The sequence below is a fragment of the Aeromonas sp. s11 genome, from assembly GCF_040907945.1.
GTDB lineage: Bacteria > Pseudomonadota > Gammaproteobacteria > Enterobacterales > Aeromonadaceae > Aeromonas > Aeromonas veronii.
This window is the reverse complement of sequence record NZ_JBFOCU010000032.1, coordinates 50,273-76,326: the sequence shown is the minus strand read 5'-3', so window position 1 is coordinate 76,326 and position 26,054 is coordinate 50,273. Positions and strand designations below refer to the sequence as shown.

Below are 26,054 nucleotides of genomic sequence, written 5' to 3'. Positions count from 1 at the left end.
TTAGCCCCAGATTGTAATGTCCGCTTTGAGCCAGATTGAAATGTCCGGCTAGGGCCCCCTCAGTTATACCTTGTGAGATAGGTGTCACCACGGAGGGGTTCTCATGGCACAAAGCGAGCTGATATTCACCATGAAAGAGGTAGACCGTCTCAAGACCATCCAGGCCGTGGTGGAAGGCCACATACCCAGCACGATAGCGGCACAGCGCCTGTCATTGACGCCACGGCATCTACGCCGCCTGGTGGCCCGTTACGTGGAGGATGGCCCATTAGGGCTGCGCTCCCGCAAGTTCGGGATGAAAGGCAATCGGCAACTGCCGATTGGGCTCAAGGAGCAAGCCTATCAGCTGATCACCCAGCACTACCCTGATTTCGGGCCGACCCTGGCCGCTGAGAAACTGGCGGAACAACACGGTATCAACCTGGCCGTGGAGACCGTGCGCCAGATGATGATTGCCACGGGGCTATGGGTGCCCCGCCGGCAACGGCCACCCAGGATCCAGCAACCTCGTTACCGCCGCGCCTGCTTTGGTGAGTTGATCCAGGTTGACGGTTGCGACCACCGCTGGTTTGAGGGTCGAGCGCCAGCCTGTACCGCCATCGTGTTCGTGGACGATGCGACCAGCCAGATCACCGCCCTGCGCTTTGTGCATTCCGAATCGACCTTCGCCTACTTCGGCACCTTGCGCGATCACCTGGTTGCCCACGGCAAGCCGCTGGCGCTTTACAGCGACAAGGCCAGCGTGTTCAGGGTCAATCACAAGTCCTCCCGTGGCGAGGGCCAGACGCAGTTTGCCCGCGCCCTGGACGAACTCAATATCGAGGGGTTCTGCGCTCATAGCAGTGCGGCCAAGGGCCGTGTAGAGCGCGCGCACCTGACGTTACAAGATCGCCTGGTGAAAGAGTTGAGGTTGGCGGGGATCAGCTCGATTGACGAGGCCAATGCGTGGCTGCCTGGCTTCATCTCCGATTACAACCGGCGCTTCGGTAAAGCCCCCTTGCATGAGGTGGACGTACACCGCCCCCTGGGCCCTCATGATGACTTGGAGCGTACCCTGATCTGGAAGGAGCCCAGGCAGGTATCAAAACGGCTCACAACCCAATATGACAAGGTGCAATACCTGTTGCTCGATACCCCCGCCCAGCGGCGGCTGATCGGTCGAGAGATCATGGTGTACCACTATTGCGATGATCGGGTGGAGTTACGAGGGCTGGATGGCCAGCTCCTGGATTACTGCATCAAGGATCAGCTGGCACCGGTGAATCAAGGGGCGATTGTCGATAACAAGCGGCTTGGCCATGTGCTGTTGATGGCCCAAGAGGTTCAGACCATGCGGGACGATGTTCGTTCGCGAGCTGCGCCAAGCAGCCCGACGACGAACCGCCGTCGCGGGCCGCATCCTGACAAGGTGAAGCCAAACCGACTAGGGGAAGAGCAGTATTACAAGGCGCTGCTGGACGTCAGCGGCGAAAGGCTGGAAGCGCAACCTGACAGGCCTGAGCTGGCGGACATTGCGAAGGAAGCCGCGCAAACGGTGGCAAAGCGCAAGCGGGGTAGACCGCAGATCACCGGCCCTCGGGACGAAACACCATCCCCTGTTGTGCAAGCGGCCATCAGTCAGTGGCAACAGAGATCGCGACAGGACGAGGTTTAGTTTGGGCGCCGACGTCAGTGTCGGAACGGTACTTTTCGAGGGGGCATCGTCGATATAACCCCATAGTGTTATTTGAACGAGAATATCGCTGTTGCGCTGTGTTGCAGGGTTCCGAGCAACGCAATTTTGCGGGCATCCAACACTGACGTCGGCGCCAGCCGAACGGGCGCCGACGTCAGTGTCAGAACGAACAAGGCCAGCTCGAAAGCTGGCCTTGCTGGATTTTTGCATTGGTCGGTGGACTAGGGACTGACCGCCGCGAGGATACCTCCTCAACCTCCCTCTGTTTAAGTTTGACAGGCTCAAGTCCACATCCCGTTCAAACCGATCCGGCCCGCTTTGGTGTCCGGCTGCTATAGGTTCCCAGTGAATATAGCACACTGCATCCGGCATTCAAGAGGGGGGAAATCCGTTACGACACTGACGTCGGCGCCCGTTTTAATGATTAGTATGAGTACCCGTACTCATACTAATCGCTCCCTAACCAGGGAGCTCAATCCCCCATCGGGTGAGCTTTTCACGGACTTTATCGGAGTCCCGTTTTATGTGGGCTCGGGCGTATTCACTTGATGAAGAGACTTGCATGGCCACTGCTTGAAACTCTGGGTCAGTTTTCTTTCTGCGCGTCGTCAACGCCTGCAAATAGCCCTCTGCCAGTTCTCGGCTATCGAGACTGACTGAAGCCCCAGGGCCACATAAGCGGCCACCTGCAGACATGAACAGCGAGCCCTTTTCCAATTCACCAACCAGTTCAAATGGCACTCGATCCGAGTATTGAACTTGCACCGTGAACCACTCAATTTTGTGTTTCACATTCATCCCCTGTGCCGTATTTGCTTTCGTACCAGGCAATAAATGCCCCCCAGGGAAGAGAACGCATTTTTGTGAGCGCTTCAGCAACTTCGGGGTCGAAGCACTCGGTCACATCATCCATAATCTTCTTCGCTTGAGCGGCCAGCTCTGGTTGTTGTTCAACCCAGCGTGTAATGGCTGTCTCGTAGAGCGAATCAGCTTCTTCAGCCAGTTCCAGCATGGTTCTTTTTTGAGTCACAACGGCATCCTCTTATGAATCTTCAGCAGCTGATTTTGACATGACTCTTAACTCAATTTCACCAAGATCTCGGACATTTGGATTTAGCTAAAAACCGGTCATTTCAAATAGTTTTTGACACAAGGCACCGCAGGCGAATGCATGCGATGACCAAAAACGGCAAAATCTGGATGAGCGAGATCACGCCCGAGCGGGCGTCAGTGAACTGCTCCAGGGGTTCGATCTATTCGTCGAACCACTCGGAGAGATAGAAAGGCTTGAAGTAGAAGGCCAGAAAAAAGCCTCTGGCTTTGCGCATCATGGTGGTTTGTCGCGTCCTGTGACAAAGATGGCAATCACCTTAGCACGCCCCAAATTTGCCCGGCAAGAGGCAGCCACAGGGCAGTAGCAAAATCCCGATCATGGTCAAGGCGGGCGGGATCCGTTAGGCTCGAAGCACCTTGCCATTCCATAACAGACCCACAGCGACCGATGAATTTTCTGGCCCATCTCCATCTGGCTGCCCACACCCGAAGCTCCCTCACCGGCAATCTGCTCGGCGATTTCGTCAAAGGCACGCTGCCCACAGGGCTTGCCGCCCACTTCGATGAGGGGATCTGGCTACACCGCAAAATTGATGCCTTCACCGACAGCCACCCCGAGCACAAGGCGGCCGTCGCCTGTTTCGAGGCCCCCTGGCGCCGCTTTGGTGGCATAGTGGTGGATATGATCTACGACCACTGGCTGAGCCAGCATTGGGGGCTGTTCAGTACCGAACCCCTGCCCCGCTTCCTGCAACGCAGTTATGAGCAGCTATTGGCGGATCACCCACGCCTGCCGGACGGACTGCCACTCCCCCTCAAACGGATGGCCGAGCAGAACTGGATCGCCTCCTACCGCCACAGGGAGGGGCTGGGGCAAGCGCTGAATGGCATCGGCCGCCGACTGCGTCGCCCGGTACAACTGGGAGAGGCGCTGCTGACCCTCGATGAATCGCAGTGGCAAACATGCGAGGCGGGGTTTCTGCGCTTCTATCCCGCGCTGATGGACTTTAGCCAGCAGCAGCTGGCCCAATATCGGGCAGCCCAAGGGGCACAGTAATCTCTCTGGATAGAGCTGCTTCCCCATAAAAAACGCCCCTTGCAGGGCGTTTGTCATCAGTTGGCTTCGTCTTTCTTTTTGCGAATGCTTAAGCCCAGCTCCCGGCCACGCAGTCGGGCGTAATAGATGGTTCCGACAAAGGCGAGAGTGGTGAAGACCAGCTCCACCACCGCCAGCCACCGCTCCCCCTCATCCGTGGTGATCAGGGTGAGGGCGTGGAGGAAATAGGGCATCAACACGAAGTTGCCCCAGGCGTGGGTGTAGGGATTGCCCTGCACTATCCCCTTGAGGGGAAAGAGCAGCGGCACCGTCCAGATCACCGGCAGCAGCCAGGGGTTGAGGTCCGGGTGGGGTGACAGCCACAGATGCCAGAGGATGACCCAGCCCAGCAGGCCGAAGAAGCCGACCAGAGTCAGCCAACGTGCGAAGCGGGTGCTCACTTGAGGATCTCCAGCACCTGCTCCGGCGGGCGACCAATACGGGCCTGACCATTCTTGATGACGATGGGGCGCTCGATCAGCTTGGGATGCTGGTGCATGGCGCGGATGAGGGCATCACCGCTGACATCGGCCAATCCCAGCTCCTTGTAGAGATCCTCCTTGGTGCGCATCAGCTGGCGGGGATCGTTAAAACCAAGCAGAGAGAGCAGGTTGCGGATCTCATCTTCGCTCGGGGCCTGCTCCAGATAGAGCACCACATCAGGGGCGATCCCGTGCTGTTCCAGCAGGGCCAGGGTTTCGCGACTCTTGGAGCAGCGCGGATTGTGGTAGATTTGGGTCTCGCTCATGGTAACTCCCTGATTAATCGCAAGATGGGATTAGAAACGGCGCTATTGTAGGGGAAAGTGATGGTCAGGGTAAGCGGCAGTGGAAAGGAATTGAAACGAATTTGTTGGCTGATTGTGGCTGGCCTGCTGGGCGCCTGCACACCCGCCCCCGAATTTACCGATGCAACAGGGAAGTCGGTCAGCCTGCGCCACTTTGCCGGCAAGCCGCTTCTGATCAACTACTTCGCCCCCTGGTGCGCCCCCTGCCTGCGGGAGATGCCGCGCCTCAACGGGCTGGCAGCGGAGGGCCAGATCACAGTGGTGGCCATCAACTACGACCCGACCACGCCAGCAGAGCTGAACAAGCTGGCTGCGCAGTATCACATCAAGGTGCCGCTCCTTATTGCCAATGAAGATGCCAGGCTCCCCTTCCCTCGCCCAAGCGGCCTGCCCACCAGCTATCTGCTCGATAGCGAGGGCAAGCTCAAGCAGACGCTGGTCGGCGAGCTCGACCAGCAGCAGCTCGAGATGCTCAAGGCGACCGCCAGCAGCATGAGTCACTAGCCCATCGCTGCTATCACCGTCCCCCACATCAACGCCACCGCCATAAACAACAAGGGCGCACCATAGTGCGCCCTTGTTTGATAGGTTTCGTTAGCCCTTGAGGCTGTCGAGATCCTTCTTGGCCCGCTCCAGCTCGGTGATGCGCGCCTCCAGACGAGCCAGGGTCATCCGATCGCTGGTGGTACCGCGTGCCACGATCAGCTCGTCGATGGCCGCCTGATAATCCCCGCGCAGCGCGAGCATCTCGGCCCGCGCCATATGCAGCTCGGTCATTCTGCCCGCCTTGCGATAGGCATCGGCCAGCAGGTTCCAGGCCAGATTGTTCTCTTCATGGGCACGGGCATAGGGGTCGAGGATGGCGATGGACTTCTTGTAGTTGCCGCTCTCGAGGTAGGCATTGCCGAGGTTGACCACCACCACTTCGTTGTCCGGCATCCGGCTGCGGAACTTCTCGAGGCGCGCGATGGCCTGGGCACTGCGCCCCTTGGCCAGATCGATATCGGTCTGGGCATCGACGATAAAGAGATCTTCCGGATGACGGGCCGCCAGCTCCTGCATCAGGGTATCCGCCTCGTCGGTGCGCTTGAGCTGGATCAGCGCCAGCGCCTTGCCATAGATGGCGGCATCCTTGAGCGGGTAATCCCCCTTCTGGATCCGGCTATCGAAGTAGCTCAGCAGCCCCTGCGGGGTATCGGTACCAAAACGCACCTGAATCCGCACCTTGGCCAGCCAGAAGTCGAGGCTGGGCGGCAAGTCGCGGCGGCCATAGCTGCCCGCCCGAGCGCGGGCCTCGCTGATCCGGGTCTCCGGCAGCGGGTGAGTGAGCAGCATTTCCGGCGGCTTGCTGGCGTAACGGTATTCGGCAGCCAGTTTCTGGAAGAAGTTGGCCATCCCCATGGGGTCGAAACCGGCATCATAAAGCGTCTTCATGCCGATGCGATCCGCTTCATATTCGTTGTCGCGGGTGTAGTTGATGGCCGACTGCATGGAGAGACCCAGCGTAGTCTGCAACGCAGCGATACCGGCAGTCGGGTTGATCACCGCCAGCGCGATGGAGCCCACCAGACCGGCTAGGGTCACCGCCGAGCTGCTCGCCTGCGCTTCCATATAACGGGCGATATGGCGCTGGGTCACGTGGGTGATTTCGTGGGCCAGTACCGAGGCCAGCTCGCTCTCGCTGTCGGCGTAGAGGAAGAGGCCGGTGTGCACCTTGACTCGCCCGCCGAGGAAGGCGGCCGCGTTGATGCTGGGATCATTGATGAGGAAGAAGGTAAACGGGAAACGTACCCCATCGGCGTTGGTCAGCAATCGCTGACCCAGATCGTCAATGTACTGGCTCAGCACCGGATCATCGATGATCGGCAGACCCGCACGGGCAAAGCGCATAAAAGCGTTGCCGTAACGCACTTCCTGCTCGATGGGCAGGGCAGCAACCCCGGCCGTGCCGATGTCGGGAAGCTGATTGTTGGCCTCGGCATGAAACGTGGCGCCCATCAGGGAAGCCAGCAGGGGAAGCGATGCCATCAGGGGGGAAAAACGTGCCACGTTATCTCTATCTCCATCAGAAAGGGCCTCGGCAGAATACCCTTGCCCATCAAGGGCTACAAGCGTTGTTTCATGCTCTTATCACGGCCATAATAGCGGCCACCTGCCTGATGGAGCCCCCATGGAAATTCTCGACCTGACCCCCTGGCGTTGCCCCGAGCCGCTGATCCGGCTCAAGCTCTGGTTAAGGGGGGCCAAAAGCGGTCAAACCGTCACCATCCGGCTGGCCGATGCGGGCTCCCGGCAGGATATTCCGGCCTATCTGCACCGTCAGGGCCACCATGTCGAGATGCAGCAACAACCGGACAATACCCTCTCTTTGCAGTTGGTTGTCGGGGCGAAGCAACCATCTTGAGCCCCAGTGATGTAAGGATGCCGTCATGTTAGAAGTATTGAAGCGCTGGTATCAGACCCGTTTTTCCGATCCCGATGCCGTTACCCTGTTCCTGTTGCTGGTGTTTGGCTTTACGGTGCTATGGCTGTTTGGCGACCTGCTGGCGCCCCTGCTGGTGGCGCTGGTGCTGGCCTATCTGCTGGAGTGGCCGGTCGCCCGGCTGCAAAAAGCGGGGCTGTCGCGCACCCTGGCCACCAGCGTCATTCTGATCCTCTTTATTGCAGTAGCAGTCGCCTCCTTGCTGGGTCTTATCCCGACGCTGGTCAGTCAGGGGATCAATCTGGCCAAAGAGGCGCCGGCCATGCTGACCCACGCTCAGGATTATGTCCGCACCCTGCCTGACAAATACCCCGAGCTCATCGACGTCAGTCTGGTGGAGACCGTCATCGACAATATTCGCCAGCGCATCCTCAGTGGCGGCGAGCATCTGGTAAGCGCCTCCCTCAGCTCGCTGGTGAACGTGGTCGCCATCATGATCTACCTCATTCTGGTGCCGCTGATGGTCTTCTTTATGCTCAAGGACAAGCGGGTACTGATGGGCAGCCTGCGCCGTTTCCTGCCGCGCAACCGCACCCTGGTCAACCGGGTGTGGGTGGAGATGAACAACCAGATCATCAACTACATCCGCGGCAAGGTGATCGAGATCCTGATCGTCGGCATCGCCACCTATGTCCCCTTCGCCCTGATGGGACTGCGCTACTCGGTGCTGCTGGCGGTCGCGGTCGGCTTCTCGGTGCTGATCCCTTATATCGGCGCCGCCGTGGTGACGGTTCCGGTCGCCATGGTGGCCCTGTTCCAGTGGGGGCTCACCCCCGAGTTCGCCTGGCTGATGGTGGCCTATCTGGTCATTCAGGCCCTCGATGGCAACCTGCTGGTGCCGGTGCTCTTCTCGGAAGCGGTCAACCTCCATCCGGTGGCCATCATCATCGCCGTGCTGGTCTTCGGCGGCTTGTGGGGATTCTGGGGAGTCTTCTTCGCCATTCCCCTCGCCACCCTGGTCAAGGCGGTGATCAATGCCTGGCCAAAACGTGAAGAGATGCCCAGTGCCGCAAAATAACCTGCTTCCCCTGCAATCGTGACAACGGAGTGTCCATGACCTTTTTTCGTCAAATCAGAGCGGCAGGGCTGACGGCCCTGCTCCTCGCTGCAGCCCTCCCAGCGCGTGCCGATATCGATCTTGGTGCCATGGATCTGCTCACCAGCGACAGCCCAACCAGTCCGGTGCCACAAGGCTTTGTCGCCGGTGCGGCGCTCATCGGGGGGCAGGCCCGTTATGAAGCACAAGATAACAGCCTCTACGCCATCCCCGGCTTTATCTATTTTGGCGACCAGTTCATGTTTCTGGGGGATCGAGCCCGCTACTACTTCCACAAGGATGAGAACGTGGCCCTCTACGGCTATGGCCGGGTCCGTTTTGGCAATCTGGATCCCGAGGACTCTCCGGCCTTTACTGGCATGGAGCAGCGAAAATGGCAGCTGGAAGGCGGGATCGGTGGCAACATCATCACCCCCTACGCCCTGCTGACCGTGCGTGCCAACAGCGATGTCACCGGCCGCAGCAAGGGGCAGGAGCTGCTGCTGTGGGCCGACTTCCCCATCCTGCGCGACAACCTGCTGATCATGCCCGGCATGGGACTGATGCTGCGCAGCAACAAGATGGCCAACTACTACTTCGGCGGCATCTCCGAGAGCGAGGCGACTGCCCAGCGGCCCGCCTGGGATACCGGCACCACCCTCTCCCCGATGGCGGCCCTCATCACCAGCTACCGCTTCAGCCCCAACTGGATTGGCATGTTTGCCATGAACTACGAATGGTATGATCGGGACATCAAAAACAGCCCCATCGTCCAGCACGATGGCGAGCTCTATGCGGGTTTTGCGCTGGGCTATATCTGGTAACGGTTATGAGTCTTGAACCGTGAGACACGACCAAACAAAAGGGAGCCCTCGGCTCCCTTTTTCACTGCCATCATCAGGCTGGTAGTACAGCCTGCTCAAGCGCCAATTCAGGCTTACAGCGCCGCCAGAAAATCGATCAGCTGCTGATTGACGAAGGCCGGATTTTCCAGCGACGAGATGTGGCCAGCCATCGGGATCTCCTTGAACGGGCAACCCAGCACCTCGGCCATCAGATAGCCCTCCAGCACCGGACGTGCCTTATCCTCGCAGCCGGTCATCACCAGCGCGGGAGTGGTGATCTCCTCCAGCCACTCGATACGATCTTCGCGGGTCACAAAGCTGCGGCCCACCGCCACCATGGCGGCAATCTTCTCGTTTGGCCAAGCGGCCAGACGCGCCTTGAAACCACTCATCAGCGCCTCATCAGGCTGGCTGGCAAAGAAGATAGGCGCCACCTGTTCGATGATGGGCGCCGGCACGGTGCCGAGCTGCTCGATCATCGCCAGCATGCCGAGGTAGCGCTCGCAGGTGATCTGCGGTTCCAGGCCGACAAAACTGTCCATCAGCACCAGACCCTTGAGGCGGTTTGGCACCATGCGCGCCAGCTCCACACCCCACATGCCACCGATGGAGAGGCCCACCAACACGAACTCCTCAATGCCGAGGGCATCGAGCAGCGCCAGGTGATCCCGCGCCAAAGTCGCCAGGGTGCAGCCACCTTCGGGGAGCAGGTCGGAATCGCCGTGGCCCCACAGCTCGGGAACGATGCAGCGATAGCTGCCCTTGAGCGCCTCGATTTGCGGCGCCCACATGGCGCTGTCCCACAGATAGCTGTGACCAAACAGCAGTACCGGCCCTTGCCCTTCGTCCAGATAGGCCATCCGGCGGCCCGCTATCTCCATAAAATGCTTCATGTTATCTCCTGTTGCCAGCGATGGGCGGGCAGTGTATCACGTCCCCCTTGGCAGGTGACGCCTCCCTGGTGCAAGCTGACAGTGACTCAAAGAAGTCACCCATGAAAGGATGCCAAAAGGAGAAGCCCATGGCGAAGGAGAAGAGCAAGAAGCGGCCACGTCTGGACAAGAAGTGCTACGAGCACCACCTTGCCCATCTGCAGGAGGAGCTGGTCAAGCTGCAGGAGTGGGTCAAGCAGGAGGGGTTAAAGGTAGTGGTACTGTTCGAGGGACGCGACGCCGCCGGTAAAGGGGGCGTCATCAAGGCGATCACCGAGCCGCTCAACCCCCGGGTCTGCCGGGTCACGGCGCTGCCCGCCCCCTCCGATCGAGAGCGCTCCCAGTGGTACTTTCAGCGTTATGTGGCCCACCTGCCCGCCGCTGGCGAAATGGTGCTGTTTGACCGCTCCTGGTACAACCGGGCCGGAGTCGAGCGGGTGATGGGATTTTGCAGCGACGCCGAGTATCGCGAGTTTCTGCGCGCCTGCCCCGAGTTTGAGCGGATGCTGATCCGCTCTGGCATCACGGTGATCAAATACTGGTTCTCGGTCAGCGACGAGGAGCAGGAGAAGCGCTTCAAGGAGCGGATCAACACCCCCATCAAGCGCTGGAAATTCAGCCCGATGGATTTGCAATCCCGCTCGCGCTGGGTGGAGTACTCCCGCGCCAAGGATGACATGTTCACCTACACCGACACCGAGGATTGCCCCTGGTTCGTGGTGGAGGCAGATGACAAACGCCGTGCCCGCCTCAACTGCATTGCCCATCTGCTGAGCAAGGTGCCCTACGAAGCGATCCACTACGAGCCCATCAAGCTCCCCCCCATCAAGACCGAAGGGTATGAGCGCCCTCCCCTGACCAGCCAGACCTTTGTGCCCGATATTACCGCCGAACTCGAGGCTTGAGCCGGGTTACCTTGCCTATCTGCATGTTCAAATCGCAGGCAATAAAAAGCCGGTCTGACGACCGGCAAAAAGGCATTGATTATTAAGAAAGGAAAACCAGCACAACAAAAAATCAGGTACGGATATATTTGGCAGTACGGGGGAACGCCTGCTCCTTGGCATCGAACAGGTAGCAGGCTTCGGCCGGGATACCCACGCTGTAGGTTTGACCGGTCGCCACATCCACATCCGAGGTGGCCTTGACGGTAAAGTCGTGACCATCCACATCCATATAAACGAAGGACTCGGCGCCTAGGTGCTCGGCCACCTGCACGATCCCGCTCACCTTGCTGTGTGCATGGGGGTGATCCAGCGGCATCAGGTGCTCGGGGCGAATGCCCAGCTCCACCTTGTCACCCACTGCGCCACTGCGGGCATCGACCCGGGCACGCACGGTATCGCCAGAGGTCAACTTGACCAGGCACTCCTGCTCGCCAATCTCCAGCAACTCGCCCGCCAGGAAGTTCATCTTGGGAGAGCCGATAAAGCCCGCCACGAACTTGTTGTCCGGGTTGTGGTAGAGATCCAGCGGTGAACCGAACTGTTCCAGGTTGGTGGCAGCTTCCGCCTTGAGCGGGCTCAGCACCACAATCTTGTCGGCCAGGGTCATCGCTTCCACCTGATCGTGGGTCACGTAGATGATGGTGGAGTTAAGCTCTTTGTGCAGCTTGGCGATCTCGATCCGCATCTTGACCCGCAGCGCGGCATCCAGGTTGGAGAGCGGTTCGTCAAACAGGAACACCTGCGGCTGCTGCACGATGGAGCGACCGATGGCGACCCGCTGACGCTGACCACCGGAGAGCGCCTTGGGCTTTCTGTCCAGCAGCGGCTCAAGACCCAGGATCTCGGCGGCGCGCATCACCCGCTTGTGGATGTTCTCCTTGTCCATTTTCTTGAGCTTCAGACCAAAGGCCATGTTCTCGTAGATGTTCATGTGCGGATAAAGGGCGTAGGACTGGAACACCATGCCGACGTTGCGCTCTACCGGCGGCACGTCGTTCATGTAGCGACCGCCGATGGTCAGCTCACCGCTGGTGATGTCTTCCAGACCCGCGATCATCCGCAGCAGGGTGGATTTACCGCAGCCGGACGGGCCGACGAAGACGATAAATTCGCCCTCCTTGATAGAGAGGTTGATGTTGCGCAGGGTGTCCTTGTGAACAGCCGGATCGTAATTTTTGCGAACGTTGTTGAGTACTACTTCAGCCATGACGAGCTCCGCTCTTGAATCTTTGCAAATCGTGATAGCGGGGGGAGTCAGCTCCCCCGGCCATAAACTTAACCTTTCACACCACCAGCAGTCAGACCGCCAACCAACCAGCGCTGTGCCAGCAGGAAGACCACTGTGATGGGGAAACCGGAGAGCACTGCAGCCGCCGCGAAATCACCCCACAGATAGTTCTGCGGATAGAGGTACTGCTGGGCCCCGACCGCCAGGGTCAGATTGTTCACATCCTGCAGCAGGATGGAGGCCATGGGCACCTCGGTAATGGAGCCGATAAAGGCCAGAATAAACACTACCGCCAGGATGGGCACCGACAGGGGCAACAGGATCAGACGGAATGCCTGCCACGGGGTCGCACCGTCGATGGCCGCCGCCTCCTCCAGGGAGGAGTCGATGGTCTCGAAGTAGCCCTTGATGGTCCAGACGTGGAGGGCAATCCCCCCCATGTACGCCAGGATCAGGCCACCGTGGGTGTTGAGACCCAGCCAGGGAATATAGTCACCAATCTTGTTAAAGAGCGCGTAGATGGCTACCAGCGCCAACACCGCCGGGAACATCTGGAAAATCAGCATGCCCTGCAGGATGGTGGACTTGCCACGAAAACGCAGGCGGGCAAAGGCGTAAGCACAGGTGGTGGAGAGCGTCACGATCATCAGGGCAGTGATGCCGGCGATCTTGATGGAGTTCCACAACCAGGTCAGCACCGGGAACGGCGGCGGCGTGATGCTGCCGTCGGCGTTGGTGATGGACATGCCCAGCGCCAGCTTCCAGTGATCCAGCGTCGGATTGGAGGGGATGATCTCCCCTACCGCGAAGTTACCGTTACGGAACGAGATGGCGATAACCATGATCAACGGGAAGATGATCAACGCCAGGAAGCCCCACATGACCAGGTGGGTTGCCCACACCCGGTATTTGACTGATTTGGGTTGTACGATTGCCATGTTGAAGCCTCCTTACAGCTGCTTGTCGGCTTTGGACAATTTCAGGTTGAGCAGCGCCAGCGCACCCACGATGAGGAAGATAGCGGTGGCGATGGCACTGGCCAGACCGTAGTCCTGACCACCCGATCCCTGGAACGCAATCCGGTAGGTATAACTCACCAGCAGGTCGGTGGTACCGGCCGGGGTGCTGGCGCCGATGATGTCGGGCGCACCGTTGGTCAACAACTGGATAAGCACGAAGTTGTTGAAGTTGAAGGCGAACGAGGCAATCAACAGCGGTGTCAGCGGCTTCATCAGCAGCGGCACGGTGATCTTGAAGAAGTTCTGTACCGGACCGGCACCATCCATGGCGGACGCTTCATAGAGATCTTCCGGAATGGCTTTGAGCAGGCCCATGCAGAGGATCATCATGTAGGGGTAGCCGAGCCAGGTGTTGACAATCAGGATCATCACCTTGGCCAGGAAGGGGTTGGTATACCAGTCCGGTTTGATGCCAAACGCCGCTTCCAGGAACATGTTGATCTCACCGAAGTTCTGGTTGAACAACCCCTTGAACACCAGGATGGAGATAAACGCCGGGATCGCATAGGGCAGGATCAACATGACCCGATAGAAACCGCGCCCCTTGAGCTCTTCCCACTGCACCAGACAGGCCAGCACCATGCCTATAGCCAGGGTGAAAGCGACGGAGCAGGTTGAGAAGATCACGGTCCAGATGAAGATCTGCAGGAAGGGTGACTGGATGCCCGGATCGGTGACGATGCGCGCGAAGTTCTTCCAACCGACGCTTACCACAAAGCCCGGAGCAATACCCTTGCCGACAAACTGACCCTGTTCGTCGATGTACTGATAGAAGCCGGTCTCGCCATTGGGCAGCATCAGCTCGCCATTCTGGGTATCACGCAGCAGGTTGCTGTCTTTGATCACCACCCCGGACTTGAGCACGGCACCATCCATCAGACGGGTGTAGTGCTGCTTCTGGGCGGCAAACTTGCGCAGGCTGCTCAGGGTCAGGTGGGTACCGCCATCCGGCAGTACCAGATCAAGGTCACTCAGATGAGTGCGATGCTCAACAATGGCGCGGATCGGTGCGGCCTTGCTGGCCGCTTCGCCAGTGAAGGGCTGCAGCTCGACCACTTGCTGGGTGTTCTGCACACGGCCCTCGCGGGACGCCAGCTCACGGGCCTTGTTGGTCATCAGGGAAACAGGTTGGCTGATAAAGGATTGATCATCCTGTGTCAGCAGCAGCTGGAACTGGCCGTTGTCGCCACCTAGCAGGGTAAAATCGAATTCACCGCCCGCCACCTTGTAGGTTTTCTTCAGGTGGTAGTCCCGCGCCTGCTCCACGGAGAGCAAGTTGGACCCCGAATAGTTGGTGAAGGCAATGCCAATGGTGTAGGCAAGAGGGAAGATGATAAACACAACCATGCCCGCAACACCCGGAAAGATGTAGCGATGGGCATAGGTCTTCTTGTTCATGAAGACATACAGACCGACGGAAACCACCACCAGATCCAGCAGCGCGAATACCCACTCGCCACTGGCGTACATCATCACGGCTGCGTAGCCGTTGAGGATGGCAACCAGGGCCGCTATGGTCCACTTAAGCCAGGTGTGCTTATCCTTCGGACCGGCATAGGACTCAACAGAAGGTACTACTTCCATGCCAATTAACCTTTATAACGCCAAGAGAGATTTGAGAGAGTGGGAGGCCATGACGGCCTCCCGGGTAGTGCGTGCTTACTGAACGATACGCTTGGCAGCGGTATCCAGAGCTTCGTCAACACCCTGACGACCGGAGGTCACGTTCTTGAGGGCAGTTTCGAAGGAAGACCAGAAACGGCTCATCTCGGGAACGGATGGCATCGGCTCGCCAGCCTGGGCGTTCAGCATGGTGGCCTTGATGTGCGGATCGGATTCCAGGGTCTTCTGGAAGGATTTCAGCGCAACGGCACCCAGCGGCTTGTCGGCGTTAACCGGCGCCAGACCGGCATCGGTCAGCAGGTAGTTTTCCAGGAACTCGATGGCCAGATCCTTGTTCGGGCTGGCGGCGTTGATGGTGGCACCCAGTACGCCAACGAAGGCTTTGGCCGGCTTGCCGTTCAGGGTCGGCAGCGGCGCTACGCCGTACTTGATGCCGCTCTTGTCCAGGTTGCTCCAGGCCCAGGGACCGTTGATCATCATGGCCACTTCGCCCTTGTTGAACTTGGCGTCCATCACACCGTAGTCGATGCCTTTTTCCAGGTGACCGGACTTGATCATCTCGGAGATGTAGCCCACGCCCATCTTGGCACCTGCGTTGTTCACGCCGGTATCTTTGACGTCATAACCGGTAGCGGTTTTCTTGAAGGCGTAACCACCGTTGGCAGCCACCAGCGGATAGCTGAAGTACGGGGTGTCATAAGCCCACATGATGGCGCGCTTGCCGTTTTTCTTCAGAGTCTCGTCAATCTTGGCGATCTCTTCGAAGGTTTTCGGCGGCTCGGGCAGCAGGTCCTTGTTATAAATCAGGCTGACGGCTTCCATGGCAACCGGGTAGCCATAGGTTTTGCCATCAACAGTCATGGCATCCCATGCCAGCTGTTCAAATTTGCCTTTGGTGGCAGCGTTCGGCGTTACCGGAACCAGCAAACCGGCTTTGACCCACTCACCGTAACGGTCGTGAGCCCAGAAGAAGATGTCCGGGCCGTTGCCAGTGGCGGCGGCTTGCTGGAATTTCACTTCAACCTGATCCGGGTGAGCAACAGTAACCTTGATGCCGGTTTCTGCTTCAAACTTCTTACCCACTTCAGCCAGACCGTTGTATCCCTTGTCACCGTTGATCCAGATGGTCAGCTGGCCTTCATCGATGGCAGCAGTAGCAGAGCAAGCGACGCCAAGAGTGGCCAGACCGATCAGGGATGACAGCAATTTCTTTTTCATGAGCCTTTCCTTGTATTAGTTCCGCGCTGTAAGAGCATTGTGTGCGAGATGAATATTATCCCAAGCGGCAAACGGCTCACATGACGCAACTCGCATTTTTGAAATGCAATTACGTATTTCCTTCCAGAAAGTTTTGAAAACATTTTCTTATTTCAGGGAATTACGGCCATTTATCGGCTTAATTCCAGACAACCACAGAATAATAATTACCAAAATGAAATAAAATTTCATGAGTGAAAGGGTTTTCACCTCAATGAAAACCCTTTCAGATGGTTTATTTTGTTTGATTTGTTAACAAAGTACCGCGCCAGTTTCGAGGTCTGCCCGGGCGCGATAAAAAAAGAGACCCCGCCGGGGCGGAGTCTCTTTTTGCGAGAAATGACGAGTTGATCACACTCGGGAGCATGACTACGACTGGCGCAGCAGCTGATCCTTAAGATTGGGCGGCACACCCTTGATGGTCAGGGTGTCGGTCTGGGGGTCGTAAAAGATCCGGCTGTTCAACAACTTCTGCTCAAAGCTCAGAGTCAGACCGCCGCCGGAGCCAACAAACTTGGTCAAACCACGCAAGGTAGAGCGATCTGCCGGGAAGCGCTCTTCCAGCTCATACTCCTGACCAATAAAGCTGTAAAAATCGAGATCACCGTCACCGGGCAATTCTGCAGACAGCTCCTTGATTTCGATCTCTTCACCGGCACTCGCCTGTTCGGTGCAATATTTGAAGACCTGCTTTTTATAGTCATTGCGCTCGGTCGGTTCGAGCTGACGACTGTCGCAATAATCTTCGACCGCCTGCAGCAAGCCTTTATTTTGTACCTTGGCATCCATGCCCTCGCGGGCACCCAGCAGATCCATAAAGAAGTCGCCCAGTTTGCGACCAATGCGCCCCTTGCTGAAGGTGATATAGCGGCGCGAATCAGGTTGGGTTTTCCATTCGGTCAAATCAATGCGGGCCACCAGATTGAGTTTGCCGATATCCAGATACTGGATATGACGCAATTCCAGCGCTTCGCTGACGGTGACGCTCTCCTTGCCCTCCAGCAGGGCAATCAGCAGATAATCGACCCCGACGTAGTTATATTTGGCAAACAGCAGCACCCCCTGCTCATCGAGGGCGTGCTCCACCAGCTGCTTGACCAGCATCTGGGTCACGGTGACCGAGAAGGGAACGAATTCGGTCTGCTCGTCGAGCAGCTGTTCGAGGGCGATACGAAACGCGGGTGAAGGCTGCTTGGGAGCCTCTTCACCGTCGGCCAGCTCGGCGACGGAGGCCTCGGGGTCAGCAAAGAAGCCAAAGCCCTTGCCTCCCTTGCCGTTGTAGATCCGATGCAGTTCCGCCATCAGTCCCTGTACCGCCTCATCAGGGGGCAGGGTCTGGCTGCGGGTATCGGCGTGGGGTTGACCATCGCCGCCCTGGCGCAAGGAGTGAAGAATGATCTTGTCGATATCGAGACTCATGTCACAAAGCCATAGTGTTAGCCGAAAGGGTGAAGTATTATAAGGCGCTTTGAACCGAGATGAACTGAAGATTATGCCTATCGTATCAAAGTACAATAACGAGCAATTTGACGCCCTGATGAACGACCTGATCACCGCGCTGGAAAAGCATAAAGCGCCGGTAGATCTCAGCCTTATGGTGCTTGGCAATCTGACCACCAATATCATCAACGGTATGGCACCAGCCCAGCGCCAGGCCATCACTGAAAAGTTTGTCCAGGCCCTGACCGCATCGGTCGATAATCGCCACGACGCACACTGAGTCCCCGACTCTGTTGATTTGACGTTTCTCAACGCAGATGGATCACTATGGTCGAAACCGGTAACCCCTATCGTGATAATGTCTCTCGCCTGATCACCTGGGGGCATTGGTTCTCCTTCTTCAACATTATTCTGGCCATGCTCATCGCCACCCGTTATCTGGGTGCCATCAGCTGGCCATCGACCACGCTTGGCGTGATCTATCTCGTTGTAAGCTGGATTGGCCACTTCTCGTTTCTGAGTTTTGTCACCTACCTGTTGACGATCTTCCCACTCAGCTTCGTGCTGCCCAAGGAGAAGTCGTTGCGGTTCATCTCGGCCATCATCGCTACCCTGGCGCTGGTGCTGCTGCTGATCGACACCCAGGTATTCCGGCTGTTCAAGTTCCACCTCAACAGTCAGGTATGGCAGTTGCTGCTGGATCAGGCGCAAACCGAAGAGGGCTCAATCTGGAGCATCATCTTCGTTGCCGTGCCCACCATCTTCCTGCTGCAACTGCTGCTGTCGGCCTATGTCTGGCGCAAGATCAACAAGCGCAAGCGCCGCCAGTACGGCAATCAGGTGGGGCTGGCCCTGCTGATCTGCTTTATTCTGACCCACGTGGTCAACAGCTGGGCCGATGCGACCCTCTATCAGCCGATCACCATGCAGAGAGCCAACTTCCCCCTCTCCTACCCCATGACGGCCCGCTCCTTCCTGGCCAAACATGGCTGGCTGGATCTGGATCAGTACGAGAAGCAGGCGGCCTCCCAAGGGGATAACAGCGACAGCCGGATGCATTACCCGCTGCGCCCGCTCAACGTCAACGCCCCCCTGACCCACAACAATCTGCTGATTGTGGTGGTCGACTCATTGCGTTTTGACATGCTCAACAACATCAACATGCCCAATCTGCAGCGCTATGCGGATCAGCATCTGACGTTCCGCAATCACCTGAGTGGTGGCAACGACGATCTGATGGGGATGTTCAGCCTCTTCTACGGGTTGCCCGGCCACTACTACAAGGACATCAGCAGCGACAAGCGTCCGCCGGTGCTGTTCGACGAGATGCTGCGCCAGGATTACCAGTTCGGGCTGTTCGGCACGATGGAAGATGCCCAGAAGTATCGCAAGAGCATCCTCGCCGGTCTGCGCAAACAGGTGTTTGTCTCCGAGCAGAGTGACGATGGCAAGCTGCTGACCGACTGGCAACAGTGGCTGGAGAAGCGCTCTCCCGAGCGCCCCTGGTTCTCGCTGGTCTATCTCTCGAGCCCAGGCGACTACCAGTTACCCGCCACCATGAAGGGGCCGTTCCAACCGGAGCTTGCCAACTTCAATCCGGCGACCGCCTATCGGGCGGAGAACCTGCAAAAACTGGAGAACCGCTACAAGAACTCGGTCTTCTATACCGACCAGTTGCTTGAGCAGATGCTGACCAAATTGCAGTCGCAGGGGATGGACAGCAACACCATCGTCGTCATCACCTCCAACCATGGTCAGGAGTTCAACGACACCCGCAGCAACAGCTGGGGCGCAGGCAGCAACTACTCACCCTATCAGGTGCAGGTACCGCTGGTACTGGCCTGGCCGGGGCGCGGCAGTGACGTTCGGGAACAACCGAGCAGCCATTTCGATCTGGCGCCGACCCTGATGCAGGGGATGCTGGGCGTGCGCAATCCGGCGCGCGATTACAGCGTTGGCCGCTCGCTGTTTGATACCAGCCCGCGCAACTGGCTGCTGGCCGGGGATCAGAACGACTTCGCCATCTATGAAGGGGACACCATCACCCACTTCAACAAGCAGGGTGACTTCGAACTGCTGGAGCGCAACAGCTATCGCCCGATCAAGCACGGCACCCCGGATATGGGCGCCATGATCCAGGTGATGAACGAGCTGAACCGCTTCTATCGCAACCAGTGAAGCGCCCGTTGATGGCTTGCTACCATAAAAAACGCCCCGAATTCGGGGCGTTTTTCGTTGTATAGCCGTGCCACGTTCACGACTGTTAGCCACCCCACCCTTGCGGGTACTTGTAGCCGACGAAACGCTTGGTTGCATAGGCTTTGAAAGCCGCCGAGTTGTAGGCCGCCGCCACATCTTTGGCAAACGGCTGCTCCGCATCTGCGCTTTTCACCACCACCCAGTTGATAAAATCGTAGCTGCGCTCCAGAAACAGTCCTTCACTGAACGGGATTCCGCTGGAGGCGGCAAAATTACCGTTGATCACCGAGAAGTCCACATCCTCGCGCGAGCGGGGCAACTGCGCGGCTTCCAGCAGTACCAGCTTGAGATTGTGCGGATTGTTCACCACATCAAACTCGCTCGCTTTTAGCGGGTTTATCCCCTCCTTGAGAGTGAGCCAACCAAGATCCTGTAGCATCAACAGCGCCCGCGCCTGATTGGTGGGATCGTTGGGGATGGCCACCGTGCTCCCCTCTTGCACCTTGTCGAGTGCCGCCAGCTTGCCGGAGTAGAGCCCCATCGGGCCAGTTGGCACCTGGGTAATGGGTGCCAGCGACAAGCCGCGATCTTTGGCAAAACTCTCCAGATAAGGTTTGTGCTGGAAGCAGTTCACATCCAGTGATCCGTCAGCCAGAGCAATATTGGGGGTCACATAGTCGGTGAACTCCACCAGCTTGACCTTATACCCCTTGGCCTCCAGCTGCGGCTTGATGGAGTCGGTCACCATGTCGGCAAAATCCCCCACCGTGGTACCAATCACAATCTCCTGTTTGGTCGGCAAGGACGCATCGGCGGCAACCGCGGAAAAAGAGAGGCTCCCGACCGCCATCGCGGCAATAAAGGTGCTGGCGCCAGCAGTGACGCGCAAGGAAGCAGTCAAAGGAGAAGATAAGAAGGAACGAAACGACATAGAGACTCCCTGTCAGGTACGCATCAAGCTATGGGACTGCGGCGGGGTGGCTCTCAGAGATTAAGCCCCTCAAACCGCAGCAATCCAGCCATCCACTGCCGCCAAGCAATAAACCGCTGGTTCCACCTCATCACCCTTGCTGTCACCCCCGAATGCATAGCTGTACTCACGTTGGCACATACAACCATGCCACTCACGTTCAAGAGCGCACGAGCTCCCCTCGGGATTGCCCCGAATCGAGATGGCTGCGGCGAAGGAGAGTCGCGAGAGGAGTGAGTTACAGATAAAAAGATCAGTAGTGAGCAGTGAGAACCATTCTCAATAAAACACATAACCAGCGTCATTGGAATACCTACCACAAACCAGATCGGATTTCTTTGAACCTCATTGCGTTTTTTGAAAATGGCTCTTTTTGAACCCCTACCACCCGTGTATAGATTTCCGTCGCACTCAGGATGGTGCGATCCAAGATGGAGTTAAAAAAATAATGAAGCAAACATCGTTAGCACTGGCGATCACAGCACTGCTGTCGACCCTGCCCAGTGCGCTCGTTCAGGCAAATGAAGGTTGTGCGCCGCTCACCGGCAAGGAGAGCGGCATGGATATCGGACGCAGCAGCACCGAGCGCTGCCTGCCAGGTGCCAATCCCCTGCAGGAGCAACAGTGGTATCTGCTCAACAGCGGCCAGGATGGATTCAGCGCCCGTGGCGGTATAGCGGGCAATGATCTCAACCTCTGGTGGGCTCATCGCACCGGCGTGCTGGGCCAGGGAGTCAATGTGGCCGTGGTGGATGATGGTCTGGCCATCGCCCACCCGGATCTGGCGGAGAACGTGCGTCCGGGTTCGAAAAACGTGGTAACCGGCAGCGATGACCCGACACCGACCGATCCGGATACGGCCCACGGCACCTCGGTCTCCGGCATTATTGCGGCGGTAGACAACGCCATCGGTACCAAGGGAATTGCCCCGCGAGCCCAGCTGCAGGGGTTCAACCTGCTGGATGACAACAGCCAGCAGTTGCAGAAAGATTGGCTCTACGCCCTTGGCGACAGCGATGCCAGCCGCGACAACCAGGTGTTCAACCAGAGCTACGGCATGAGTGTGGTGGATCCCCGCTCAGCCAACTCTCTGGATCAATCCCAACTTGATCGCCTGTTTGAACAGCAGACCCTCAAGGCGCAGGGCGCGGCCTATATCAAGGCCGCCGGCAACGGCTTCAACAAGATAGCGGCGGGCGGCTATGTGCTTAACCGCACCGGCAATGGCCCCAAATTGCCGTTTGAAAACAGCAACCTCGATCCCTCCAACAGCAACTTCTGGAACCTGGTGGTGAGCGCGCTCAACGCCGATGGCGTCAGATCCTCCTACTCCAGCGTCGGCAGCAACATCTTCCTGAGCGCGACCGGCGGCGAGTACGGTACCGACGCTCCGGCGATGGTGACCACGGATCTGCCCGGCTGCGACATGGGTTACAACCGCACCGACGATCCCAGCACCAACCGGCTGCACGGCAACCCGCAACTGGATGCCAGCTGCGACTACAACGGCGTGATGAACGGCACCTCCTCCGCCACCCCCAGCACCTCCGGCGCCATGGCGCTGCTCATGTCCGCCTACCCGGACCTGTCGGTACGTGACCTGCGGGATCTGCTGGCGCGCAGCGCAACCCGGGTCGATGCCACACAGAAACCTGTGATGGTCAGCTACACCAGCAGCACCGGCAAGGTGCGTGATGTGAAAGGGCTGGAAGGGTGGGAACGCAATGCCGCCAGCATGTGGTTCAACCCGACTTACGGTTTTGGTCTGATCGACGTCAACAAGGCCCTTGAGCTGGCAGCCAATCACCAACCCCTCCCCCCGCTGGTGCAACTGCCGTGGCAGAAGATCAATGTCACCGGCAGTGCCGCCGCCATTGCGGATGTGGGCAACAGCCCGACCAGCTCGACAACCCGCATCGCGACACCATTGACGGTAGAAGCGGTTCAGGTGATGGTCAGCTTGGATCACCAGCGTCTGCCCGATCTGCTGATCGAACTGGTCTCCCCCGCTGGCACCCGTAGCATCCTGCTGAGCCCCTTCAACAGCCTGGTCGGCCAATCTCTCGACCAGCAGCAGCTGGGCTTTGTGCGAACCAAGGGATTGCGCGACATGCGGATGCTATCCAACAAGTTCTACGGCGAATCGGCGCAAGGCACATGGCGACTGGAAGTGACCGACGTTGCCAACGGTACCCGTCAGGTCTCTCTGCTCAATCGCGAGACCCGTGAGCGTACCACCCTGACCGAGCGCAACAATCGCCAACCGGGCAAGCTGATCTCATGGTCCCTGCGGGTCCTGGGTCACGATGCCAACCGCAGCTAACACGCTAGGAGTATTACCATGAACAAACCTGTTACCTTGCTTCTGGCAACCCTGCTGGCCCCCCTCTCGGGGCAGCTCTGCGCCCAGGAGTCCATCACCATGGATGGCAAGCAGTACAGCACCATAGAGGTGAACGGCCAGACCTACCTCATTCCTGACAATGGCAGCAAGAAGCGGGTCGCCCGCAGCCTTGACAGCAAGGTCTCGCAACAGACCCTGCGCCGCGGTGACGTGTTGATGCAAGGGGCCGCCAGCCCGGAGCTGACGGTAAGCGGCACCCTGCTGGTGGAAGCTGACGATGCCACCGCCAAGGCGCTGGCGACTCGCCACAGCCTGAACTTCAAACAGAGCAGTGGTGGTATCGCCCTGCTGGAGGCCAAACCGGGCACCGATCTCAACGCCATCGCCACCAAGCTCAAGAACGAAGGGGTGAATGTGCAGATCGAGCTGTCGGGGGCCGAACAGCAGCCGAAATAGGTCGCGACAGACAAATAACAAAGGGGGCCATCATGGCCCCCTTTCTGCTGCTCATTTTGATAGTGACTTACTTGGCGCCATGCTGCTCCGCCAAATAGAGCCAGGTATCGACCACGGTATCGGGGTTGAGAGACACCGAGTCGATCCCCTGCGCCACCAGCCAGGCGGCAAAGTCCGGATGATCGGATGGGCCTTGGCCACAGATCCCCACGTACTTGCCCGCCTTGCGCGCTGCCTGAATCGCCATCGACAGCAGCGCCTTGACCGCCTCGTTGCGCTCGTCGAACAGATGGGCGATGAGCCCGGAATCCCGATCTAGCCCAAGAGTGAGCTGGGTCATGTCATTGGAGCCGATGGAGAAGCCGTCCACGTGCTCGAGGAACTTGTCTGCCAAGAGGGCGTTGCTTGGGATCTCGCACATCATGATCACCTTGAGCCCCCGCTCGCCGCGGCGCAGACCGTTCTCGGCCAGGATGTCGATCACCTGCTCCGCCTCGCCCACAGTGCGCACGAAGGGGATCATCACCTCGACGTTGGTCAATCCCATCACATCGCGCACCCGCTTGATCGCCTCGCACTCGAGGGCAAAGCAGGGGCGGAAGCTGTCGGCGATGTAGCGGGATGCGCCACGAAAACCGATCATCGGGTTCTCCTCGTGGGGCTCGTAGCCACGACCGCCCACCAGATTGGCGTACTCGTTGGACTTGAAGTCTGACATCCGCACGATCACCCGCTCCGGCCAGAAGGCGGCCCCCAGAGTGGCGATCCCCTCGGTCAGCTTGGCCACATAGAACTCCCGCGGGCTGTCGTAACCGGCGATCATCTTGCCGATGGTGGCCTGCAGCTCTGGGGTTTGCTGGTCAAACTCCAGCAAGGCCTTGGGGTGCACGCCGATCATCCGGTTGATGATGAATTCAAGGCGCGCCAGCCCAACCCCTGCATTGGGCAACTGGGCAAAGTCGAAAGCTCGGTCCGGGTTGCCGACGTTCATCATGATCTTGATGGGCAGGCGCGGCATATTGCCCACCTCGGTCACCGCCACATCGAAGTCCAGCTCGCCGTCATAGATAAAACCGGTATCCCCTTCCGCGCAGGAAACGGTGATCCGCTGGCCCGGCTGAATATGATCCGTAGCGTTGCCACAGCCCACCACTGCCGGAATGCCCAGCTCACGGGCGATAATGGCGGCGTGACAGGTGCGCCCCCCCCGGTTGGTGACGATGGCGGAGGCCCGCTTCATGATGGGCTCCCAGTCCGGGTCGGTCATGTCGGTGACCAGCACATCGCCGGGCTGCACTTCGTCCATCTGGCTGATGGAAGAGATGACCCGCGCCGGACCCGCGCCAATCTTGTGGCCGATGGCCCGCCCCTCGATCAACACCTTGCCTGCTTGCTTGAGGGCAAAACGTTCGAGGGTGTTGGCCTCCTGGCGGCTGCGCACGGTTTCCGGGCGCGCCTGCACGATATAGAGTTGGCCATCCTGACCATCCTTGGCCCACTCGATGTCCATCGGGCGGCCATAGTGCTGCTCAATGATGAGGGCCTGTTTCGCCAGCGCCATCACCTCCTCATCGGTGATGCAGAAGCGGCTACGCTCGGCCTCATTGGTGTCGACAATCTTCACCTGACGGCCGTGAGCAGCATCTTCAGAGTAAGTCATCTTGATAAGCTTGGAGCCAAGGGTCTTGCGTACCACCGCCGGGCGGCCCCCCTTGAGAGTTGGCTTGTGCACATAGAATTCATCCGGGTTGACCGCGCCCTGCACCACCATCTCGCCAAGACCATGGGCTCCTGTGATAAAGACCACGTCGTTGAAGCCGGACTCGGTATCCAGAGTAAACATGACGCCGGAGGCGGCGAGATCCGAGCGCACCATCCGCTGTACCCCGGCCGAGAGGGCAACACCCTTGTGGTCATAGCCCTGATGCACCCGATAGGAGATAGCGCGATCGTTGAACAGGGAAGCAAACACATGCTTGACCGCCGTCATGACGGCATCGATGCCACGTACGTTGAGGAAGGTCTCCTGCTGACCGGCAAAGGAGGCGTCCGGCATATCCTCGGCGGTGGCGGAGGAGCGCACCGCAAACGAGGCCTCGACACCGGCACTCAACTTTTCATAGGCAACCCGGATAGCCTGCTCCAGCTCGGGCTGGAACGGGGCTTCGATCACCCAGTCGCGGATCTGCTGACCGGCCCGGTTGAGGGCGGCGATATCGTCCACGTCGAGATTGTCGAGCAGATGGTGGATCTTGCCGTTGAGGCCGCTTGACTCCAGAAACTCGTTAAACGCAAAGGCGGTGGTGGCAAAGCCCCCCGGCACGGATACGCCGGCTCCAGAGAGGTTGCTGATCATCTCGCCAAGGGATGCGTTCTTGCCGCCAACTCGTTCTACGTCCTGCATTCCGAGTTGTTCGTACCAGAGCACGTACTGTTGCACTTGGATGTCTCCAGGTTGGTGGGCACCGATGCCATAGCACCTCGTGCGCCCGATTTAATCGATGAGGTTATGGGTAAGTCAGGTGCGTTATTGTCTGTTTCTTTTGTTGCCAACGACCATGAAAACGTTTTCTATTGATTTTCAAAAAAATCCCCGAGCAAGCGTTGGGGATGGTCGAATGACCGAAACATTCTACAATGGCGACACAAAAAGATAACGATTCAG

The 26,054-nt window shown here is 58.5% G+C and carries 24 protein-coding genes; 11 read left to right on the top strand and 13 right to left on the bottom strand.

Going from position 1 to position 26,054, the window contains the following annotated elements:
• The first annotated feature begins 103 nt into the window (after window positions 1-103).
• Entirely contained in the window at window positions 104-1,654 is a 1,551-nt protein-coding gene (locus AB5Y84_RS10095) for an ISNCY family transposase (RefSeq protein ID WP_368176249.1), read from the top strand.
• Between the two features lie 480 nt (window positions 1,655-2,134).
• Here the strand turns inward: AB5Y84_RS10095 and AB5Y84_RS10090 are convergent, their stop codons facing one another.
• Together AB5Y84_RS10090 and AB5Y84_RS10085 are read right to left on the bottom strand one after the other, a co-directional pair.
• On the bottom strand, window positions 2,135-2,467 hold the full coding sequence (locus AB5Y84_RS10090; protein ID WP_368176250.1) for a hypothetical protein: 333 nt from the start codon (window positions 2,465-2,467) through the stop codon (window positions 2,135-2,137).
• On the bottom strand, window positions 2,451-2,705 hold the full coding sequence (locus AB5Y84_RS10085) for a hypothetical protein (RefSeq protein WP_139714689.1): 255 nt from the start codon (window positions 2,703-2,705) through the stop codon (window positions 2,451-2,453). The genes AB5Y84_RS10090 and AB5Y84_RS10085 overlap by 17 nt, the downstream gene beginning before the upstream one ends.
• Before the next feature lie 471 nt (window positions 2,706-3,176).
• On the opposite strand from AB5Y84_RS10085, the gene AB5Y84_RS10080 reads away from it, so the two are divergent.
• Window positions 3,177-3,785 (top strand): ACP phosphodiesterase, encoded by a 609-nt coding sequence (locus tag AB5Y84_RS10080; RefSeq protein WP_257724861.1) that lies wholly within the window; start codon window positions 3,177-3,179, stop codon window positions 3,783-3,785.
• Between the two features lie 56 nt (window positions 3,786-3,841).
• On the opposite strand, the gene AB5Y84_RS10075 is transcribed toward AB5Y84_RS10080, so the two are convergent.
• Both AB5Y84_RS10075 and arsC read right to left on the bottom strand, forming a co-directional pair.
• Window positions 3,842-4,225 (bottom strand): DUF2069 domain-containing protein, encoded by a 384-nt coding sequence (locus tag AB5Y84_RS10075; RefSeq protein WP_005333836.1) that lies wholly within the window; start codon window positions 4,223-4,225, stop codon window positions 3,842-3,844.
• The gene (gene arsC, locus AB5Y84_RS10070; protein ID WP_005333838.1) at window positions 4,222-4,572 is read right to left on the bottom strand and encodes an arsenate reductase (glutaredoxin); all 351 of its coding nucleotides are present in this window, start codon (window positions 4,570-4,572) and stop codon (window positions 4,222-4,224) included. Before arsC ends, AB5Y84_RS10075 begins: the two co-directional genes overlap by 4 nt.
• A 60-nt stretch (window positions 4,573-4,632) precedes the next feature.
• Here arsC and AB5Y84_RS10065 point away from each other — a divergent pair, with 60 nt between their 5' ends.
• A complete protein-coding gene (locus tag AB5Y84_RS10065) occupies window positions 4,633-5,115 on the top strand; it encodes a TlpA disulfide reductase family protein (RefSeq protein WP_005333841.1) in 483 nt (160 codons plus the stop codon).
• Window positions 5,116-5,205: 90 nt separating this feature from the next.
• On the opposite strand, the gene AB5Y84_RS10060 is transcribed toward AB5Y84_RS10065, so the two are convergent.
• The gene (locus tag AB5Y84_RS10060) at window positions 5,206-6,660 is read right to left on the bottom strand and encodes a M48 family metalloprotease (protein WP_005333848.1); all 1,455 of its coding nucleotides are present in this window, start codon (window positions 6,658-6,660) and stop codon (window positions 5,206-5,208) included.
• Between the two features lie 121 nt (window positions 6,661-6,781).
• On the opposite strand from AB5Y84_RS10060, the gene AB5Y84_RS10055 reads away from it, so the two are divergent.
• Genes AB5Y84_RS10055 through AB5Y84_RS10045 form a run of 3 tightly spaced genes read left to right on the top strand, consistent with a single transcriptional unit; the run spans window position 6,782 to window position 8,953 of the window.
• Window positions 6,782-7,015 (top strand): sulfurtransferase TusA family protein, encoded by a 234-nt coding sequence (locus tag AB5Y84_RS10055; protein ID WP_005361432.1) that lies wholly within the window; start codon window positions 6,782-6,784, stop codon window positions 7,013-7,015.
• A gap of 25 nt (window positions 7,016-7,040) precedes the next feature.
• Entirely contained in the window at window positions 7,041-8,111 is a 1,071-nt protein-coding gene (locus AB5Y84_RS10050; RefSeq protein ID WP_257724862.1) for an AI-2E family transporter, read from the top strand.
• A gap of 35 nt (window positions 8,112-8,146) precedes the next feature.
• Window positions 8,147-8,953 carry a MipA/OmpV family protein gene (locus AB5Y84_RS10045; RefSeq protein ID WP_257724863.1) on the top strand — a complete coding sequence of 269 codons (807 nt, stop codon included), beginning with the start codon at window positions 8,147-8,149 and terminating at the stop codon, window positions 8,951-8,953.
• 113 nt (window positions 8,954-9,066) lie between these two features.
• On the opposite strand, the gene AB5Y84_RS10040 is transcribed toward AB5Y84_RS10045, so the two are convergent.
• The gene (locus tag AB5Y84_RS10040) at window positions 9,067-9,867 is read right to left on the bottom strand and encodes an alpha/beta fold hydrolase (protein ID WP_257724864.1); all 801 of its coding nucleotides are present in this window, start codon (window positions 9,865-9,867) and stop codon (window positions 9,067-9,069) included.
• A gap of 128 nt (window positions 9,868-9,995) precedes the next feature.
• Here AB5Y84_RS10040 and ppk2 point away from each other — a divergent pair, with 128 nt between their 5' ends.
• Window positions 9,996-10,811: a polyphosphate kinase 2 gene (gene ppk2, locus AB5Y84_RS10035; RefSeq protein WP_368176851.1), complete on the top strand. Its 816-nt coding sequence runs from the start codon at window positions 9,996-9,998 to the stop codon at window positions 10,809-10,811.
• 112 nt (window positions 10,812-10,923) lie between these two features.
• Here the strand turns inward: ppk2 and AB5Y84_RS10030 are convergent, their stop codons facing one another.
• From AB5Y84_RS10030 to yejK, 5 genes are all read right to left on the bottom strand, one after another.
• On the bottom strand, window positions 10,924-12,060 hold the full coding sequence (locus tag AB5Y84_RS10030; RefSeq protein ID WP_005333867.1) for an ABC transporter ATP-binding protein: 1,137 nt from the start codon (window positions 12,058-12,060) through the stop codon (window positions 10,924-10,926).
• Window positions 12,061-12,128: 68 nt separating this feature from the next.
• On the bottom strand, window positions 12,129-13,019 hold the full coding sequence (malG, locus tag AB5Y84_RS10025; protein WP_005333868.1) for a maltose ABC transporter permease MalG: 891 nt from the start codon (window positions 13,017-13,019) through the stop codon (window positions 12,129-12,131).
• Between the two features lie 12 nt (window positions 13,020-13,031).
• The gene (gene malF, locus AB5Y84_RS10020; RefSeq protein ID WP_005333870.1) at window positions 13,032-14,684 is read right to left on the bottom strand and encodes a maltose ABC transporter permease MalF; all 1,653 of its coding nucleotides are present in this window, start codon (window positions 14,682-14,684) and stop codon (window positions 13,032-13,034) included.
• A 75-nt stretch (window positions 14,685-14,759) separates the two neighbouring features.
• Window positions 14,760-15,941: a maltose/maltodextrin ABC transporter substrate-binding protein MalE gene (gene malE / locus AB5Y84_RS10015; RefSeq protein ID WP_005333871.1), complete on the bottom strand. Its 1,182-nt coding sequence runs from the start codon at window positions 15,939-15,941 to the stop codon at window positions 14,760-14,762.
• 408 nt (window positions 15,942-16,349) lie between these two features.
• Complete coding sequence (gene yejK, locus AB5Y84_RS10010) at window positions 16,350-17,399, bottom strand: nucleoid-associated protein YejK (RefSeq protein WP_257724866.1); 1,050 nt, start codon at window positions 17,397-17,399, stop codon at window positions 16,350-16,352.
• A gap of 73 nt (window positions 17,400-17,472) precedes the next feature.
• Between yejK and AB5Y84_RS10005 the strand changes: the two genes are divergently transcribed.
• Together AB5Y84_RS10005 and AB5Y84_RS10000 are read left to right on the top strand one after the other, a co-directional pair.
• Entirely contained in the window at window positions 17,473-17,700 is a 228-nt protein-coding gene (locus AB5Y84_RS10005; RefSeq protein WP_005333874.1) for a YejL family protein, read from the top strand.
• 47 nt (window positions 17,701-17,747) lie between these two features.
• A complete protein-coding gene (locus tag AB5Y84_RS10000) occupies window positions 17,748-19,598 on the top strand; it encodes a DUF3413 domain-containing protein (RefSeq protein ID WP_257724867.1) in 1,851 nt (616 codons plus the stop codon).
• Window positions 19,599-19,683: 85 nt separating this feature from the next.
• Here the strand turns inward: AB5Y84_RS10000 and AB5Y84_RS09995 are convergent, their stop codons facing one another.
• The gene (locus AB5Y84_RS09995) at window positions 19,684-20,550 is read right to left on the bottom strand and encodes a MetQ/NlpA family ABC transporter substrate-binding protein (protein ID WP_257724868.1); all 867 of its coding nucleotides are present in this window, start codon (window positions 20,548-20,550) and stop codon (window positions 19,684-19,686) included.
• A gap of 487 nt (window positions 20,551-21,037) precedes the next feature.
• Between AB5Y84_RS09995 and AB5Y84_RS09990 the strand changes: the two genes are divergently transcribed.
• Window positions 21,038-22,912: a S8 family serine peptidase gene (locus AB5Y84_RS09990; RefSeq protein ID WP_257724869.1), complete on the top strand. Its 1,875-nt coding sequence runs from the start codon at window positions 21,038-21,040 to the stop codon at window positions 22,910-22,912.
• 18 nt (window positions 22,913-22,930) lie between these two features.
• The gene (locus AB5Y84_RS09985; protein ID WP_257724870.1) at window positions 22,931-23,389 is read left to right on the top strand and encodes a hypothetical protein; all 459 of its coding nucleotides are present in this window, start codon (window positions 22,931-22,933) and stop codon (window positions 23,387-23,389) included.
• A 67-nt stretch (window positions 23,390-23,456) separates the two neighbouring features.
• On the opposite strand, the gene ppsA is transcribed toward AB5Y84_RS09985, so the two are convergent.
• Complete coding sequence (ppsA, locus tag AB5Y84_RS09980) at window positions 23,457-25,829, bottom strand: phosphoenolpyruvate synthase (protein WP_257724871.1); 2,373 nt, start codon at window positions 25,827-25,829, stop codon at window positions 23,457-23,459.
• Window positions 25,830-26,054 lie beyond the last annotated feature (225 nt).

Coding starts and splice junctions, on each gene's coding strand:
- AB5Y84_RS09985 (WP_257724870.1), top strand. CDS start 22,931: ATGAACAAACCTGTTACCTTGCTTCTGGCAACCCTGCTGGCCCCCCTC.
- AB5Y84_RS09995 (WP_257724868.1), bottom strand. CDS start 20,550: ATGTCGTTTCGTTCCTTCTTATCTTCTCCTTTGACTGCTTCCTTGCGC.
- AB5Y84_RS10045 (WP_257724863.1), top strand. CDS start 8,147: ATGACCTTTTTTCGTCAAATCAGAGCGGCAGGGCTGACGGCCCTGCTC.
- yejK (WP_257724866.1), bottom strand. CDS start 17,399: ATGAGTCTCGATATCGACAAGATCATTCTTCACTCCTTGCGCCAGGGC.
- AB5Y84_RS10050 (WP_257724862.1), top strand. CDS start 7,041: ATGTTAGAAGTATTGAAGCGCTGGTATCAGACCCGTTTTTCCGATCCC.
- AB5Y84_RS10005 (WP_005333874.1), top strand. CDS start 17,473: ATGCCTATCGTATCAAAGTACAATAACGAGCAATTTGACGCCCTGATG.
- ppk2 (WP_368176851.1), top strand. CDS start 9,996: ATGGCGAAGGAGAAGAGCAAGAAGCGGCCACGTCTGGACAAGAAGTGC.
- AB5Y84_RS09990 (WP_257724869.1), top strand. CDS start 21,038: ATGAAGCAAACATCGTTAGCACTGGCGATCACAGCACTGCTGTCGACC.
- AB5Y84_RS10030 (WP_005333867.1), bottom strand. CDS start 12,060: ATGGCTGAAGTAGTACTCAACAACGTTCGCAAAAATTACGATCCGGCT.
- malG (WP_005333868.1), bottom strand. CDS start 13,019: ATGGCAATCGTACAACCCAAATCAGTCAAATACCGGGTGTGGGCAACC.
- AB5Y84_RS10080 (WP_257724861.1), top strand. CDS start 3,177: ATGAATTTTCTGGCCCATCTCCATCTGGCTGCCCACACCCGAAGCTCC.
- arsC (WP_005333838.1), bottom strand. CDS start 4,572: ATGAGCGAGACCCAAATCTACCACAATCCGCGCTGCTCCAAGAGTCGC.
- AB5Y84_RS10055 (WP_005361432.1), top strand. CDS start 6,782: ATGGAAATTCTCGACCTGACCCCCTGGCGTTGCCCCGAGCCGCTGATC.
- AB5Y84_RS10065 (WP_005333841.1), top strand. CDS start 4,633: ATGGTCAGGGTAAGCGGCAGTGGAAAGGAATTGAAACGAATTTGTTGG.
- AB5Y84_RS10000 (WP_257724867.1), top strand. CDS start 17,748: ATGGTCGAAACCGGTAACCCCTATCGTGATAATGTCTCTCGCCTGATC.
- AB5Y84_RS10095 (WP_368176249.1), top strand. CDS start 104: ATGGCACAAAGCGAGCTGATATTCACCATGAAAGAGGTAGACCGTCTC.
- malE (WP_005333871.1), bottom strand. CDS start 15,941: ATGAAAAAGAAATTGCTGTCATCCCTGATCGGTCTGGCCACTCTTGGC.
- malF (WP_005333870.1), bottom strand. CDS start 14,684: ATGGAAGTAGTACCTTCTGTTGAGTCCTATGCCGGTCCGAAGGATAAG.
- AB5Y84_RS10040 (WP_257724864.1), bottom strand. CDS start 9,867: ATGAAGCATTTTATGGAGATAGCGGGCCGCCGGATGGCCTATCTGGAC.